Annotated in this window: 15 protein-coding genes; 7 read left to right on the forward strand and 8 right to left on the reverse strand. The window is 61.7% G+C overall.

The window, feature by feature from the left end; genetic code table 11:
• Positions 1–10: 10 nt before the first annotated feature.
• Both R4P64_RS00955 and R4P64_RS00960 read right to left on the reverse strand, forming a co-directional pair.
• A complete protein-coding gene (locus tag R4P64_RS00955; protein ID WP_317818907.1) occupies positions 11–523 on the reverse strand; it encodes a hypothetical protein in 513 nt (170 codons plus the stop codon).
• Positions 524–650: 127 nt separating this feature from the next.
• A complete protein-coding gene (locus R4P64_RS00960; protein WP_033233493.1) occupies positions 651–1781 on the reverse strand; it encodes an LLM class flavin-dependent oxidoreductase in 1131 nt (376 codons plus the stop codon).
• Between the two features lie 248 nt (positions 1782–2029).
• Here R4P64_RS00960 and R4P64_RS00965 point away from each other — a divergent pair, with 248 nt between their 5' ends.
• Together R4P64_RS00965 and R4P64_RS00970 are read left to right on the forward strand one after the other, a co-directional pair.
• Positions 2030–2689 carry a TetR/AcrR family transcriptional regulator gene (locus R4P64_RS00965; RefSeq protein WP_033233495.1) on the forward strand — a complete coding sequence of 220 codons (660 nt, stop codon included), beginning with the start codon at positions 2030–2032 and terminating at the stop codon, positions 2687–2689.
• Positions 2686–4341: an FAD-binding dehydrogenase gene (locus R4P64_RS00970; RefSeq protein ID WP_033233497.1), complete on the forward strand. Its 1656-nt coding sequence runs from the start codon at positions 2686–2688 to the stop codon at positions 4339–4341. Before R4P64_RS00965 ends, R4P64_RS00970 begins: the two co-directional genes overlap by 4 nt.
• A gap of 49 nt (positions 4342–4390) precedes the next feature.
• Here R4P64_RS00970 and R4P64_RS00975 read toward each other — a convergent pair whose 3' ends face one another.
• Positions 4391–5464, reverse strand: coding sequence for a VIT1/CCC1 family protein (locus R4P64_RS00975; protein ID WP_317818909.1), 1074 nt, complete (start codon positions 5462–5464; stop codon positions 4391–4393).
• A gap of 116 nt (positions 5465–5580) precedes the next feature.
• Between R4P64_RS00975 and R4P64_RS00980 the strand changes: the two genes are divergently transcribed.
• Complete coding sequence (locus tag R4P64_RS00980) at positions 5581–6216, forward strand: DUF4232 domain-containing protein (protein ID WP_317818910.1); 636 nt, start codon at positions 5581–5583, stop codon at positions 6214–6216.
• Positions 6217–6219: 3 nt separating this feature from the next.
• Here the strand turns inward: R4P64_RS00980 and R4P64_RS00985 are convergent, their stop codons facing one another.
• From R4P64_RS00985 to R4P64_RS00995, 3 genes are read right to left on the reverse strand one after another with little or no spacing between them, the layout of a single operon-like run.
• Positions 6220–7296 (reverse strand): ABC transporter permease, encoded by a 1077-nt coding sequence (locus R4P64_RS00985; RefSeq protein ID WP_317818911.1) that lies wholly within the window; start codon positions 7294–7296, stop codon positions 6220–6222.
• Positions 7293–8162 carry an ABC transporter ATP-binding protein gene (locus tag R4P64_RS00990; RefSeq protein WP_317818912.1) on the reverse strand — a complete coding sequence of 290 codons (870 nt, stop codon included), beginning with the start codon at positions 8160–8162 and terminating at the stop codon, positions 7293–7295. Before R4P64_RS00990 ends, R4P64_RS00985 begins: the two co-directional genes overlap by 4 nt.
• The gene (locus tag R4P64_RS00995) at positions 8159–8575 is read right to left on the reverse strand and encodes a GntR family transcriptional regulator (RefSeq protein ID WP_045065297.1); all 417 of its coding nucleotides are present in this window, start codon (positions 8573–8575) and stop codon (positions 8159–8161) included. The genes R4P64_RS00990 and R4P64_RS00995 overlap by 4 nt, the downstream gene beginning before the upstream one ends.
• A gap of 307 nt (positions 8576–8882) precedes the next feature.
• On the opposite strand from R4P64_RS00995, the gene R4P64_RS01000 reads away from it, so the two are divergent.
• Genes R4P64_RS01000 through cobU form a run of 4 tightly spaced genes read left to right on the forward strand, consistent with a single transcriptional unit; the run spans position 8883 to position 12992 of the window.
• The gene (locus R4P64_RS01000) at positions 8883–9845 is read left to right on the forward strand and encodes an ABC transporter substrate-binding protein (RefSeq protein WP_317818913.1); all 963 of its coding nucleotides are present in this window, start codon (positions 8883–8885) and stop codon (positions 9843–9845) included.
• A gap of 8 nt (positions 9846–9853) precedes the next feature.
• Entirely contained in the window at positions 9854–10888 is a 1035-nt protein-coding gene (locus R4P64_RS01005) for a FecCD family ABC transporter permease (RefSeq protein ID WP_045065301.1), read from the forward strand.
• Positions 10885–11673, forward strand: coding sequence for an ABC transporter ATP-binding protein (locus tag R4P64_RS01010; RefSeq protein ID WP_045065303.1), 789 nt, complete (start codon positions 10885–10887; stop codon positions 11671–11673). The genes R4P64_RS01005 and R4P64_RS01010 overlap by 4 nt, the downstream gene beginning before the upstream one ends.
• Positions 11673–12992 (forward strand): bifunctional adenosylcobinamide kinase/adenosylcobinamide-phosphate guanylyltransferase, encoded by a 1320-nt coding sequence (cobU, locus tag R4P64_RS01015; RefSeq protein WP_317818915.1) that lies wholly within the window; start codon positions 11673–11675, stop codon positions 12990–12992. The genes R4P64_RS01010 and cobU overlap by 1 nt, the downstream gene beginning before the upstream one ends.
• 4 nt (positions 12993–12996) lie before the next feature.
• Here cobU and R4P64_RS01020 read toward each other — a convergent pair whose 3' ends face one another.
• Together R4P64_RS01020 and R4P64_RS01025 are read right to left on the reverse strand one after the other, a co-directional pair.
• Positions 12997–13782 carry an IclR family transcriptional regulator gene (locus R4P64_RS01020; protein ID WP_045065308.1) on the reverse strand — a complete coding sequence of 262 codons (786 nt, stop codon included), beginning with the start codon at positions 13780–13782 and terminating at the stop codon, positions 12997–12999.
• The gene (locus tag R4P64_RS01025; RefSeq protein WP_317542985.1) at positions 13779–15317 is read right to left on the reverse strand and encodes an APC family permease; all 1539 of its coding nucleotides are present in this window, start codon (positions 15315–15317) and stop codon (positions 13779–13781) included. Before R4P64_RS01025 ends, R4P64_RS01020 begins: the two co-directional genes overlap by 4 nt.
• Positions 15318–15509 lie beyond the last annotated feature (192 nt).

Raw genomic sequence — 15509 nt, forward strand, 5'->3', positions numbered from 1 at the left:
CCTTCTCCGCTCAGCTGCCGAACAGTCCTGTGAGACTACCGGTATTGATGCCGCCGAGGGGACCGCCGATGATAACCACGGCGGGAGTTCCGATTGTCGGGGTGAGTCCACTTCCGTCGCGGAAGTCGACGCATCCGCCGACAACGGCGTACGTACCGTCGGGAAGATCAGGTGCAGTCTTGGTAACGGTCGAGCCCACTCCGACTCCGAAAAGCGTGGATGGATCCGAAACATCCGGATAAACAACAACATTCGGATCGAGTAATTTGCCGGGCTCCTGGGCAACAGCCGCCGCGTCCGCCGCGTTCAGGACAAATACCTGGCACCACGAGGTGATCGTCGTGTTGGTATTGCGCACCGTCAGCGTCAGGTCGTTACCGTCAACCGAGTACGACACCTCGGGAGCCGTCGTTGCTGCCGACGCGACTGCCGGGTTGATCAGCACCCCGACACCGAGCGCTGCCGCTGCTACAGCGGCGGTCCCGACTACACGACGAACTGCACTTCGGCGCTGAATCAGCATTGACATCCCTCTCGATCACGTTCGACGGCAACCAGCAAAGGGTAGAACCACCCATCCTGCCGGGTCGTTCGAACCGCCGGAGTCGCATGGACCGAAGGCAGATCAAGGACCAATGTCCCGCATGCGGTTACACCCGAGTCGCCACTGCGCCGCGAACCAGACCACGACGCTCGAGGATGGGACGAACTCCCTCACCGAACTGGTAGGTCTCCTCGAGATGTGGATAGCCCGACAAGATGAAGTGGTCCAACCCGATTGCCGCGTATTCCGCAATTCTGTCGGCAACTTCCTCGTGCGAACCGACCAGAGCGGTACCCGCACCACCGCGCACCAATCCGACTCCCGTCCACAGGTTGGGCGCAATTTCCAGTGAACGCGCACCGATGCCTTCCCGGTATGCGGATCCACCGCCATGCAGTTCGTTCATCAGGCGCTGGCCCTCCGAATTCGACCGGGCGAGGTTCGCCTGCGCACGCTCCACCGTCGCCGGATCCAGAGCGCCGAGCAGACGATCAGCCTCGGCCCAGGCTTCTTCGGCCGTGTCACGACTGATGACATGCAAACGAATTCCGTAATCGAGCCGCCGCCCCTGGATCTCCGCCAAGTCCCTGATCCACGCGATTTTCGCGGCAACAGCAGATGGTGTTTCACCCCAGGTGAGGTAGGTATCGGCAAAGCGCGAAGCGACGGTTCCCGCAGCGGGTGACGATCCGCCGAAGAAGACGGGCGGAACCGGGTCCGGAAGGCGATGCAGCTCAGCATTTTCCACGCTGACGTACTCGCCGGAGAAATCAACCGGACCGTTTCCTGCCCACAGTTGACGGACGACGTCGAGGTACTCGCCACAACGCGCGTAACGCTGATTCTTGTCCAGGAAGTCGCCGAACGTCCGCTGCTCGTAGTCCTCGCCGCCGGTCACGACGTTCAGGAGCAACCGTCCACCTGATTGCCACTGAAATGTTGCTGCCATCTGAGCTGCCAACGTCGGACTCGTCAGGCCGGGCCGCAGAGCGACAAGGAATTTCAGGGTTTCAGTGGTGTCGATCATCATCGCCGTCGTCAGCCAGGCATCCTCGCACCAGGCTCCCGTGGGAGTGAGGACTGCTTCGAAGCCGTTGGCCTCGGCTGCGGCGCCGATCTGATTGAGGTACTTCAGTGTGGCCGGTCGATCTCCGGACATGCCACTGCCGTGGCCACCGGCCATCAGATTCCGGGAATCGCCATAGGTGGGCAGGTACCAGTGGAAGCGCAAGGACATGGCAGTTCCTTCGGATCGACAACAACAAACAGGGGCAAAGACTCCATTAGACCGTTCGAGCGCGCCCGGCAACAGGGTTGAAATCGCGATGATTCTTACCATCAGCCACCGCGCATCTACAGATATTCGTTAATCTTGCGAATTTGCTAGATATGGATAGAAACACCGGACAAAGGCAAATTTATCGATACGCGATCGCATCGGATACATCCGTGTATCGTTTAGGAAACCAGCACAAGGAGGTACCGATGACGGATGTTGACACCTCCCCTACAAAACGTGTCACTAAACGTCGAGGTCAAACGCGTCAACGACTTCTCGACGCCGCCGCTGAGGTTTTTGGCGACCAGGGATTCGGACACGCAACCGTCGAGCAGATCTGCGAACGAGGCGGATACTCACGTGGCGCCTTCTACTCCAACTTCGACTCCCTTGACCAACTGTTTTTTGCCATGTGGGAACAAAAGTCCGCCGCGATGCTCGCTGATCTGAAGTCAGCCACCGCCGCAATCAGTACCGACTCCCTCGACATGACTGCCGTCGTCGGACGGATTGTTTCCGTAGTCCCGGTAGACGCGCAGTGGTACCGGATCAATGCCGAGTTCACGGCGCACGCACTCCGCAACGATGCACTGCGAACTGCAGTGGCCGACCGCGAAGACGCGATACTCCAGACTTTGCTTCCCCTGGTGCAGTCCGCACTCGGTGACGTCGGACGGCGCATCGTGGGAGATCCGACCACATTGGGGCGCGCCCTGGTCGCCGTTCACGACGGCACCAGCGTGCAGTGCCTGGTCGATCCCGACACCGACGCCGCGTTTGCCCTTCGCCTCGACATCTTTACTCGAATCCTGCTGTCCTACACCGAACCAATCCCGCCCCACCCATCATCAGAGGAGTCCCCATGAGCGAACATGCCGACGTCATCGTTGTCGGGGCCGGGCTTGCCGGCCTTGTCGCCACGTACGAACTGACCCGGGCGGGACGCAAAGTCCTTGTCGTAGAACAGGAAAATGCAGCCAACCTCGGCGCTCAGGCGTTCTGGTCACTCGGCGGACTGTTCCTCGTCAACAGTCCGGAACAACGCCGACTCGGCATCAAGGACTCACTCGACCTCGCCATGCAGGACTGGATGGGTACCGCGGCCTTCGATCGGGATCGCGAAGACCACTGGCCTCGTCAATGGGCAAAGGCGTACGTCGAATTCGCGGCCGGCGACAAGCGTCAGTACCTGCACGACTTGGGGCTTCGGTTGATGCCCAACGTCGGCTGGGCCGAGCGCGGCCGCGGAATGGCTCTCGGACACGGCAATTCCGTACCGCGATTCCATCTCACCTGGGGAACTGGCCCCGGCGTCGTCGACGTGTTCCTGAGCCGAGTGATCGCCGCCCAGAAACGCGGACTGGTCACGTTCAAGCACCGCCACCAGGTCGATCAACTGGTGGTCACCGACGGCGCTGTCACCGGCGTCCGCGGCACCGTTCTGGAACCTTCCAACAACCTTCGCGGAGTTGAGAGTTCCCGGACCCCGGTCGGCGAATTCGAGTTCGCCGCACAGGCTGTCGTGGTGACCTCCGGCGGAATCGGCGGCAACTACGAGCTGGTGAAGAAGAACTGGCCGGAACGACTCGGCAAGGCGCCGAAGCACATGCTGACCGGCGTACCCGCACACGTCGACGGACGGATGCTCGAAATCACCGAATCCGCGGGCGGAAACATCGTCAACCGCGACCGCATGTGGCACTACACAGAAGGCATCCAGAACTGGAATCCCATCTGGCCCAACCACGGAATCCGCATCATCCCCGGACCGTCGTCGATGTGGTTCGACGCTACCGGCAAGCGTCTGCCGGTACCCAACTTCCCCGGGTTCGACACGATGGGCACCTTCAAGTACATCCTCGACAGCGGCCACGAGTACACCTGGTTCATCCTCGATCAGAAGATCATCGAGAAGGAGTTTGCCCTCTCGGGATCGGAGCAGAATCCGGACTTCACCAATCGAGATTTCAAGCTCCTCCTCGAACGCATCAAGAAGGGTGCACCCGGCCCTGTCGAAGCCTTCAAGCAGAAGGGCGCGGACTTCGTGGTGCGCAACAACCTTCGCGACTTGGTCGACGGCATGAATGCCCTGACTGACACGCCACTACTCGATTTCGAGGACATCGAGCGCGAAATGATCGCCCGCGACCGCGAGGTAGACAACAAGTACAGCAAGGACTTCCAGGTCACCGCCATCCACGGTGCCCGTAATCTGCTGGCAGACAAAATCGTGCGCGTCGTTGCTCCGCACAAGATCCTGGACCCCAAGAACGGCCCACTGATCGCTGTTCGTCTGCACCTACTCACCCGAAAGACGCTCGGCGGCTTGGAAACCAATCTGGACTCGCAAGTGATCAAGGCCGATGGCAGCGTCTTCGACGGCCTCTATGCAGCTGGCGAGGTTGCCGGCTTCGGTGGCGGTGGCGTCCACGGGTACAGCGCCTTGGAGGGAACCTTCCTCGGTGGCTGCATCTTCTCGGGCCGCGCGGCAGGCCGAGCGCTGGCCCGAGACCTGTAGCGAGCTGGTGACGCCGGCCTCGAGATCGTGCGACCTCGAGGCCGGTGCTCTACAACGATGTCCCGAACAGCATTCCGAGTAGATATGTTGCTGCCGCGGCGCCGTAACCGATGGCAAGCTGACGGAGCGCCCGCTTGAAAGGCGGCCCGCCGGAGAGCAGTCCGACAACAACGCCGGTGCCCAGAAGGGCAATACCCACCAGCAGCGAAGCCACGATCAGCGCCGTCACACCTTCCAGCCCGAACAGGTACGGCAGCACGGGAATGATTGCGCCGGAGGCAAAGAAACAGAAGCTGGCGGCTGCAGCTCCCAAACCGGTGCCGACAGACTCGTGAGCGTCTTCGACATCTGTCACACCGAAGTTGTTGTGCTCCAGGACCTCCGCCGCTCTCACTTCGGCTTCTTCGGCCGTCATGCCGCGGGCTCGGTACACCAGAGCCAACTCGTTGGCGTCGACGTCGAGCAATCCGACGGCATCGCGCGCGTCGGTACCTGGAGTGGACGCTTCCAACAATTCACGTTGCGAGCGGACGGAAACGTATTCGCCGGCACCCATCGACAATGCGCCGGCAAGCAAACCTGCCATGCCGGTGAGCAACACGATCTGATTCGAGACTCCGCTGCCACTGATACCGAGAACCAGGGCCAAGTTACTCACCAGACCGTCGTTTGCGCCGAACACGGCCGCGCGGAAGGTTCCCGACAGCCGATTGCGCCCACGAGTTGCCAGCGCGCGCACCACTTCTTCGTGGATCTTCTCGTCGGCACCCATCGAGGCAGTTGCATCCGCGTCGTTCGGGTAAGGCGATCGGGTCTCTGCACGTTGAGCGAGCGCAAGAACGAAGACCGAGCCGAATCGTCGGGCGAGGAACCCGAGGATACGAGTGCGTATGTCGCCGGGCATCGGCTTTCCGACATGTTCGCCGAGGAGGGCACGCCAGTGTGCCTCGTGCCGACCCTCAGCTTCGGCGAGCGCAAGGAGGATCTCGCGTTCCTCACCGGTGCGCCGCCCTGCGAGGTCGCGGTACACCGCGGCTTCTGCCTGCTCGTCGGCGAGATAGCGTCGCCAACGCTTGATGTCTCGCGGGTCGGGATCAGGCCTCGCGTTCGGAACTGTCGGCATCAAAACTCCTCACGCTCGGCAGGTGAAATAGGGCACTCGCTTGCCGCATTCCCGCACATCCCAGCCCTGATTCGGATATACCGGACACACATGTCGGCCGGCCGGAGGAACGAACCATGAATCCCACAGTAATACGTCGGATCGTCCTTCTCGCGGCATCGCTGACCGCGATTGCCCTCGTCAGCGGTTGCGGATCCGATAATTCGGACACGGCCACCAGCACTACGGTTCCCACCACTTCCTCGGCGCTACCAACGTCCGCAGCGCCCGGACCGACTCCGGCAACAACTACACACGCAAACCACTCGGCGACATCGAGTACACAGGTCAGTCCCGAGAACTGCACGGTCGCAGAACTCAGCGTCACCCTTGGACAGGCAAGCGGTGCCGCCGGTTCCACCGAACTACCGGTGGTGTTCACCAACACCAGCACGCGAACCTGCACCCTCGACGGCTTCCCCGGCGTTTCCTACGTAACCGGTGCGGACGGCAGCGAGGTGGGCGCAGCGGCAACGCGCACTGGCTCCGGATCTGCGGTCTCCCTCGCACCGGGTTCCGCTGGAACCGCCTTGGTTCGCGCCACCAACGTCGCCAACTATCCGGCCGACCAGTGTGGTGTCACCGACGTCGCCGGACTACGTGTGTACCCGCCCAACTCCTACGATGCGGTGTTCCTCCCCTACCCCACCGAGGGTTGCTCGATGACCGGCGCGAACATCAATCAGCTGAGCGTCGCACCGGTCACCGGCTGAGCATTACGGCTTGAGGCGTCGTACACCCCATAGCGCCGGGATCAAGAACAGTCCCGAAAGCACGAGTGTCAGAGCAGCTTCCGTCACCTGGAATCGGCGGAACTGATCGGACGAATGGTAGCGGATCTCGCGGTGGTCTGCTCCGTGCTCGCGCAGACAGACCTCCATGTCTCGATCCTGCTGCGCCAACAGTACATCTATACGGATTGTGTACTCGGCGCCCGTCTCCTCGGGACGCTGATCGTACGGATTCTCGTCGCCAGAGCCATTCCAGGTGCATTCGTCATAATCAACGTCGACGAAATTTCCCTGGATGTCGACGTACCCCTGCTCGATTTCCCAGTCGCCGCCAAATTGTTCGTAACCGCCCAAATACGAAGAGTATCTACTGGATCCGTCCAGTGGCGATGCTTCGACGCTGAGCTCCGCGTAGTGCGGCCTCGCGACAAACTGAAACATGGCCAGTACTGCCACGACACCGGCCATCGTCAGCGCCATTGCACCGATCGAACTCCGCACCAGCAACGCGAGAGCCGCGCCAAGAATCAGAGCCATGAATGTGTATGCACCCAAGGCTAATCCGCTGGACTGAAAGAAAGGATACGACAGGTTCGGTGGGTCGACGAATGTCGCTCGGCCGGCAACAAATGCGAAGTTGCTGTTGGCGGGCAGCCTCCGAGTCCACTCCAACACGAAACCGAGCAACGCAGCAGCGACGGTCAGCGGAACAAAGACAACCAGCACTCTGGTCCAGAACCAGCGAGCCCGGCTGACCGACTGGGTAAGCCCCAACACATGTGTTCCCTGCTCGATATCCCGGGAAAACGCTGTTACACCAACCAATGCTCCCAGGAACACCGGCAGCATCGTTGCAATGAGAGTGGTCGCGGTCAGAGCAGTTTCAGCCGCACAGATCGCCGTTGTGTTGCCGAAACAACCGAAAAACGATCCGAAGGGGCGGCCACTGCCATCGCTCTTGATAATTGCACCACCGACCAAGCCCGTAAGCGCGAGCACCGCAATGATTCCCAGTGAGAAAATGAGCGACGTTCGATGATGACGCCAGGTAACCCAGATCATGCCGACACCTTCGCTTCTGCGCTCAGATGCCCGAGCACTAGATCGTCCAGAGTTGCATCGTCGACACTCCAACCTGGTAGTTCATTCGGTCGACGACCGGCCACGAGGTGGGAATTTCGGCGCAGCCCGACATCGGTGTGAACAACAGTGCCGCCACCCACCACGTCCGACGGATCGCCATCACCAACCAATACGTAATGGGCTGAGACCAATTCATCCAACGATCCGGAGAGTCGAGCATTGCCGTCGCCGAGAAGAAGTAACCGATCCGAGACGTCTGCCAATTCGGAAATGATGTGCGAGGACAACAGGACGGTTGTCCCGTGCTCTGCGACATCTTCGAGCAGCGAGGTGGCGACAGACCGTCGGGCAAGTGGATCGAGGTCTGCCAGCGGTTCGTCGAGAAGCAACAGCTTCGGCCTACGTCCGAGTGCCAAAGCCAGTGCCACCCTGGTTCGTTGACCGGGAGAGAGCGTCTTGGCCTTCGCATCGAGCGGAATGCCCGCACGTTCCACCAAGGCAAGCGCGTACTTCGCATCCCAGCTGTCATTGGTGTAGGCGCCGAACCGAAGCAGTTCCGCAACAGTGAATTTCGGGTACAGCGGTTTGTGCTGGGCCAGATAGGCCAGGCCCGGGCTGATACCGTCACGACTCGGAGCGGCGCCGAGTACGGAAATGGCGCCGTGATCCGGCGTCGTCAATCCCACTGCCAAGGACATGAGTGTCGACTTGCCGGCGCCGTTGACGCCGACAAGCGCGGTGATGCTCCCTGCCTCGACTTCGAAGGTGCATGCGTCGAGCACCTTCTTGCGCCCGTAGCGCTTGTCCACGTCGGCCATGGTGAGCGCAGATTCTTGGTCGGTCACGATGTCTCCCCCTCAATCTCGGACGAATCAGATTTGACGAACTCACGCTCGAGTTCCATGTCGACCAGTGCCTCGATATCCGTGCGCTCCAGTCCTGCGGCCACCGCATCACGCATCCACCGGGAAAGCTCTGCCCGTAGAGCGGAGTTCTCCGCCATGCCCGGCTTCGCGAGCGACTTGGTCACGAACGTCCCCAACCCCGGCCGCGGCGCAACAAGACCGTCGCGTTCGAGTTCCTTGTAAGCCTTCAGAACTGTGTTGGGGTTGATGGCAAGAGCCCCCACAACGTCCTTGGCGGTAGGCAGACGGTCACCGACCTGTAGGTCACCGAGCCGTAGTGCCTGCTTCACCTGGACGACCAATTGCACGTAGGTGGGAATGCCGGATCGGCGGTCGATACGGAAGTCGATCATCCGAACCCTTTCACTAGTTCATTAGTGGAATAGATATTTACCGTGCCTTTGCCGCTCGAGTCAAGAGCGGCCGCCCCTGTAAAGTGCAAATGCCCCGGGTTTCCGGGGTGCCACGCTGCTTGTGAAGTCCGGTGAAAGCCCGGCACTGTCGACGCAACTGTGAAGTTGTCCGTGTACCCACGGATGAACGAGTCAGGTCACCCAGCCTCGTGGCGACACGATGGTCCTCGGACGAAGGACGCTCGTGCAGCCCAGCCCTCCGGCCGCGCCGCATGGCGACTTTCTCCGCACTGATGGAGGGGTGGCTGTGAACATTCGGCCGACACGCACGTTCCGATCGATCTTTGCGGCGCTGGCGGTGAGTACGGCGCTGTTGGCCGGTGCCTGCAGCAGTTCCACCACCTCCGACGCCCCCACCACGTCAGCGGTCTCCGACGGCTCATTCCCCGTGACGGTGGAATCCGGTCCCACCGGTTCTGGCACCGACATCACGATCGCGGCGCGTCCGACGTCGATCGTCTCACTCAGCCCCAGCGCTACCGAGACGCTGTGGGCTGTTGGCGCGGGCGATCAGGTCAAGGCCGTCGACAACCAGTCCGACTACCCGGCCGGCATCCCGGTCACCGACCTGTCCGGCTTCTCGCCCAACGTCGAAGCCATCCTCGGCTACGCACCGGATCTGGTTATTGCGTCCGACGACATGAACGACCTCGTGTCCGGGCTTCAGAAGGCAAAGGTGCCGACTCTCCTTCTGCCGGCGGCAACGAGCATCGACGACGTCTACGCACAGATCGAGCGCGTCGCGATCGCAACCGGCCACGAGGCAGAGGGCGCCGAGGTGGTCAGTGACATGCGCACCGAAATCGACGCAGCGGTGGCGAGCGTTCCGGCCCGCGAGCAGCCCCTCACGTACTTCCACGAACTCGACTCCTCGCTCTACACGGTGACGAGCACAAGTTTCATCGGCCAGATCTACGGCTTGTTCGGCATGAAGAGCATCGCCGACGCAGCCGCTCAGGGCGATTACCCGCAGCTTTCGGCGGAGTTCGTGGTTCAGGCCAACCCTGATCTGATCTTCCTGGCGGACTCGCAGTGCTGCGGTGTCACCGCGGAAGCTGTTGCAGCGCGCCCCGGTTGGAACGGGATGAAGGCTGTGACCGGCAACCAGATCCACGTACTCGACGAAGACCTGTCCAGTCGATGGGGACCCCGCGTCACCGACCAGGTGAAAGCTGTTGCCGCGATCGTGGCGCAGGTTCCGACGGCCTGAGTTCTCTGATGCACAAAGCCGGTCTCGCGAACCATCGAACCACCGCGCTGGTCGGTGCCGCACTCATTTTATGCGTGTCACTGTTGATCGGCGTTCTGGTGGGACCGGCAGGCCTTACCCCTGATCGGGTCATTCTCGAACTGCTCGACGGGATTCCGGGCGTCGATATCGATTCCGGGCTGACCGTTCAACAGCAGGCAATTCTCTGGCAGATCCGACTTCCCCGCGTAGTCCTGGGTGCCTTGGTTGGCGCGATGCTGGCCGTCGCGGGAGCCGCGTATCAGGGTGTGTTCCGAAATCCGTTGGCCGATCCGTATCTTCTGGGAGTGTCCAGTGGTGCCGGACTTGGCGCAACGTTGGCTATCGTCTCCGGCGGGGCTGTGGGAATGTTCGGAATCCCCATGGCCGCCTTTGTCGGTGGCGTTCTAGCCGTGTTCATCACGTACGCTCTGGGCCGCAGTATCGGCGGCGCCCAGAACGCGGTCGTCATCATTCTGGCCGGCGTTGCGGTGGCCGCGTTCACCAATGCCGCGCAAACTTTTGTGCAGCAACGGTTCGACGATTCACTGCGCGAGGTCTATTCGTGGTTGCTCGGCGGTCTGTCGACGGACGGTTGGTCGGAAGTTCTTGTTGTGCTGCCGTACGTGATTGTGGCCTCGGCAGTCATCCTGATTCACCGTCGAGTACTCGACGTCATGGCAGTTGGTGACGTGGAGGCAGCCAGTCTCGGTGTGGATCCCGCCCGCTCTCGACTCGTCCTGGTTCTTGCGGCAACTCTCGGTACAGCAGCAGTGGTCAGTGCCAGCGGCCTCATCGGCTTTGTGGGAATTGTTGTTCCCCATGCCGTTCGACTGGTCGCAGGACCTTCGCATCGACTGCTTCTCCCGCTGTCGCTGATGCTGGGCGCAGCGTTCCTCGTCCTCACCGACGTTGCCGCCCGATCATTGATGTCCCCCGCCGAACTTCCCATCGGCGTTGTGACAGCCATGATCGGCGCCCCGTTCTTCCTGCTCGTCCTACGCCGCAGTCGGGTGTCGGCATGACCGAGTTTGCCGTTCACTGCCAGGACCTTCGGGTCGTCCTGGGCGGCAACAACGTTGTCGACGGCATCGGACTCGACGTTGCAGAGGGTGAATGGGTTGCTGTTGTGGGACCGAACGGCGCCGGGAAAACCACGCTGATGCATGCGCTCGCCGGGTTGATTCCGTCGGCCGGCCAACTCACCGTCTCCGGCCGTAACCCTCGAGATGCCGGTCGCAAAGCCATGTCTCAAGTTGTCGCGCTGATGCCACAACGGCCAGTAGTGCCGGAAGGCGCAACGGTCACCGAACTTGTCGCGCTCGGCCGAACTCCGTATCTGCGACGCTTCGGCACGGAGACCGCCGCCGATCGCATGGTGATCAACAACGTCATTCAGCGCCTGGACCTCACTGAATTTGCCGATCGCCGGGCTACCGAACTGTCCGGCGGTGAATTGCAGCGAGTAGTGCTGGCCCGAGCGCTCGCCCAGGAACCGAAAGTGCTGCTCCTCGACGAGCCCACCAGCGCCCTCGACATCGGACACCAGCAGCAGGTCCTCGATCTTGTGGAGGCAATGCGCTTGTCGGACAACATCACCGTGATTGCCGCGATGCACGATCTCACTCTCGCGGGGCAGTACGGATCGCGCATCGTCTTGCTCGATCGGGGCCGCGTGGTGGCAGACGGACCACCGGCCGACGTTCTACGTTCGGACCTCCTCGGCGAGATCTACGGCGCCCGCGTCGAGGTTCTCGATCGACCGAGCGGACCCGTCGTAGTACCGATCCGCGAGAAGGACGGCCGCTGATGGAACTGGTGATACTGGGTACCGGCGCCGCCGACGGTTGGCCCAATCCCTTCTGCGAGTGCACATCCTGCACGGCCGCACTGGCAAGCGGCACGGCCCGAGGGCACACAGCGGCCCTGCTGGACAATCGAATCCTGCTCGACTGCGGCCCCGAAGTACCACGCGCCGCTTCGCGATCCGGCCGCACCCTTGCCGGAGTCGAACACATCCTGCTCACTCACTCGCATCCCGATCATCTCGGCCCGATGGCGCTGCTCTTCCGATCCTGGGCCGGTCGCACCGAACCACTGCAGGTACTCGGACCTCCTGACGCCCTTGATCTCTGCCGCGACTGGGTGGGGCCACACGACCCGGTCACCTTCACACCGCTTGTCGCCGGCCAATCGATCATGCTGGGTACATATGACGTTCGCGCTCTCGAAGCGACACACGAAGTTCCGACCCTGCTCTACGACATCACCGACCAAGCCGGCGCCCGCATCTTCTGGGCCACCGACACCGGGCCCATCGCACCGTCGACAATCGCCGAGCTCGAGAACGCCTCGTTCGACGCGCTCTTCCTCGAGGAAACCTTCGGATTCAAGACCGATCATGGCACCGGGCACCACGATCTGCCCAGCTTCGCGCGGACGGTCGCCACACTGCGCGAAATCGGCGCGGTCACAGACAGAACCGACATCGTGGCCGTCCACCTCGGCCACCACAACCCGCTCGCACACGAACTCTCGGCAGCACTAGAACAGTGCGGCGCACGAACCGTTCTCGACGGCACAGTGCTGCGCATCGGCTCCAGAGCGCCTGGCCGAACTCTGGTTACCGGTGGCGCCCGGGCGGGCAAGTCCACCTACGCCGAAGCACTACTGTCCGGATACCGGCACGTCACATACATCGCCACCGGAGATCCACATGACGACGATCCCGACTGGACGGAAAGGGTAGCGTCACATCGCGCGCGGCGGCCGGCAACCTGGGCAACGCTCGAAACCGTCGATGTATTCGAAATACTCTCCGGCGCAAGCGACCCCATCCTGCTCGACTGCCTGGGTACCTGGCTGACAGCACGGATGAATCGCCATGATGCCTGGCTGGACGGCGACACGGCTGCGGTTCGCCAAGACATCGATCAGTTGCTAGCGGCCTGGAAGTCCTGCCCCGTCCCGATCATTGCAGTCACCAATGAAGTCGGCAGTGGAGTTGTTCCGGAAACCAAGTCCGGTCGTCTCTTTCGGGACCTGCTCGGCCTACTGAACGCACGCATCGCCGATGCGTCCGAGTCGGTTGTCTTGATGACCGCCGGACTACCCACCCGTCTACGCTGACATCTCAGATCAGCCCGGTCAGACGCCGCGCGCAATCGAGGAGAAAGCCCACCAACTCTCGGTCCTCCACAGTGACACGTTCGCACGAACCCTGGATACACAATCCGCCGGCGACCAGGTCGGCATGATCGCGAATGGGCACCGCTAACGCCGACCGCCCGAGCCGAGATTCCTGATTCTCGAACGCGAACCCCTGCAATCGAACCGAACGCAACTGCTCGGCCAGCATGGCACGATCATCGATCGTGAATTCGGTGAGTCGACGTAGTTCCAGATCGACAACGAGCCGCTCGTCGTAGGCCAACAGAAGTTTGCCCAGCGCATTTGCATGGATGTTCTTCGAAAGCGTGGTTATCCCGATGATCTCGTGATCAGGGTCCTTGTCGATGAATCGGAGTCGCCCGGCGTTGAACGACGCAACATGCAATCCGTATCTCGTGTGGGTACGCATGTCTTCGACTTGTTCGTGCAGCGACGGCGCCGGGCCACTCGTTGTTGCGGCATGCGACAACTCAGCCGTCCGACGCCCCAACGCAAAGCCGGACAGGTCAGGTACCCGCACGAGAAAACCCTCTGCCACCAACAGATTCAGCATCCGATACGCCGTGGCCGATGGAACTCCCGCGAAAGTGGCGATCTCCTTCGCTGTTGTTCCCGGTCCTAGATGCGCAACCGCCTCGAGCATCCCGAGCGCTTTCTGAACCGCTTTGGGTTGCTGCCCGCTGAAGTGCGATTCTTCGCTGGTCCGTTTGCCGACTCTGGTGCCGGTGGTGGCGCGGTCGGCGCTCACTCGCCCCACTCCGGTAGGTCGCGGTCTGCGGCAGAACGATCCGGCACCAGGCGTCGTCGACCGTCGTCGCCGATAAGGAGTGTTCCGGCCCCAGGCAGGAGGTCCGCAGTTTCAAGGCTGTCGAAAGCTCCCACCGCCGTGAGACTCTCAGGCCGCACCCGCCGGAGAATTGCACTCCAGATCACTCCGGATGCAGCAAGCGCTCCAGCTGCACACGGCAGCGCCCAGATTCCGTGGACGGCACCGTCGAGAATGATGTACACAAGCAAACCGGCCCCGGCGACGCTGACCGACAACGTGCACACACGCGTCACCGCTGTGTGCTCGCCGATTCGGTTCAAGAACTTCCAGGACGCAAAGGCCACCAACGTGTACGCACACACGAGGGCAATTTCCACCACTCCGTCGAAAGAGCCTGAATCATCTCTCACCGCATCGGAAAACAGAAGAACGCCGACTGTGCTGACGGAGACAAACGCGAGGACCGCAATGTAAGGGGTTCGGAATCGACGGTGCATCCGGGCGAGCGATGACGGCAGCACCCGTTCGACGCCCATGGAGTACAACAACCTCGAACCCGCTTGCGCGCAGCCGAGAGTGCATGCCAGCCACGAGCACGTCATACCGATCTTGACGGCCAGAACCACCCCGGCGCTGGCACCGGATGCCGTCCCCTGGAAGTACGCCCCGACGATGGTTGCGCCATGCCCCGTCATCGCCGCCCACGCTGCAAAGACGAATAGTAGCCCGCAGATGATCGGCGAAATCAGCACTGTGCGTGTGACGGTGATCAACGGGCGCTTGGCCTCTGGACCGAAGAATGCTGCACTCTCGAATCCGGCCATACTCAGAACAGTCAGCATCGCCAGAAAAGGAACCACGCTCAAAGACTGATTCGGCAGTGACACAGTGCTTGTCGTATCGGTACGGGTTGCCAGCATCACCGCGATGATCAAGATCAACGAACAGCTTTCGATCACCAGAATCGCGCGGGTCGCAAACCGAACTCCACGCACCGCTATCCACGCAACGGTGAGGGCGATCAGTACGGTCACGACTAACGTCGAAAGCGGCCCGCCTACATTGGTGCCGATGAGCGAAATCGTGTCCAGCAGACTGGGAACCGCCTGGGCCAACACCGATATCGAGATCCCGAGATACCCGACGACCAACGCGGCTCCGACTAAAAGCGCACTTCGTGTTCCGGTACCTTGGAAGACAAAGCTGTAGAGCGAACCAGCCGCCGCCAGCCTGCGGGTGAAATGCGTGATGCAGAGCGCAACCAGAAAGACCGCGGATGTTGTCGCGGCGATAGCGGCCAAACCTGCGTACCCAGGGCTGTACGTGATCATCCACAATGCGATGAACACCATTCCCGTAGCCGGTGCGATGGTCGACAACGACTGTCCGAGAAGATCGATCGGCGTCAGCCGCCGCCGACCCAGACCGCGCAACGGCGAGTACACCGGCTCGCCGTCCTGATCCGCACTCTGTGCCCGCGCGAGTGCCGCGCGCAACGCCGCCGTCACGGCCATGTCTCACCGTCCGTCCGATATCTGATTCACCGATTTCGGTCAAGTTAGTCCGCATTTGTTTCCGGCCAGTTTCCACCGTGGCGCGCAGTGACGATCCAAGTGGGAATCCGCGCGCTCGAGGTCTCGCCCGCTGGCCCTGCCACAGCTCCGAACCATGTCGATCCCGTGCCGAAGAAACCTACTGAACTGCAC

Source organism: Rhodococcus sp. IEGM 1366 (assembly GCF_033142425.1).
Classification (GTDB): Bacteria; Actinomycetota; Actinomycetes; order Mycobacteriales; family Mycobacteriaceae; genus Rhodococcus_F; species Rhodococcus_F globerula.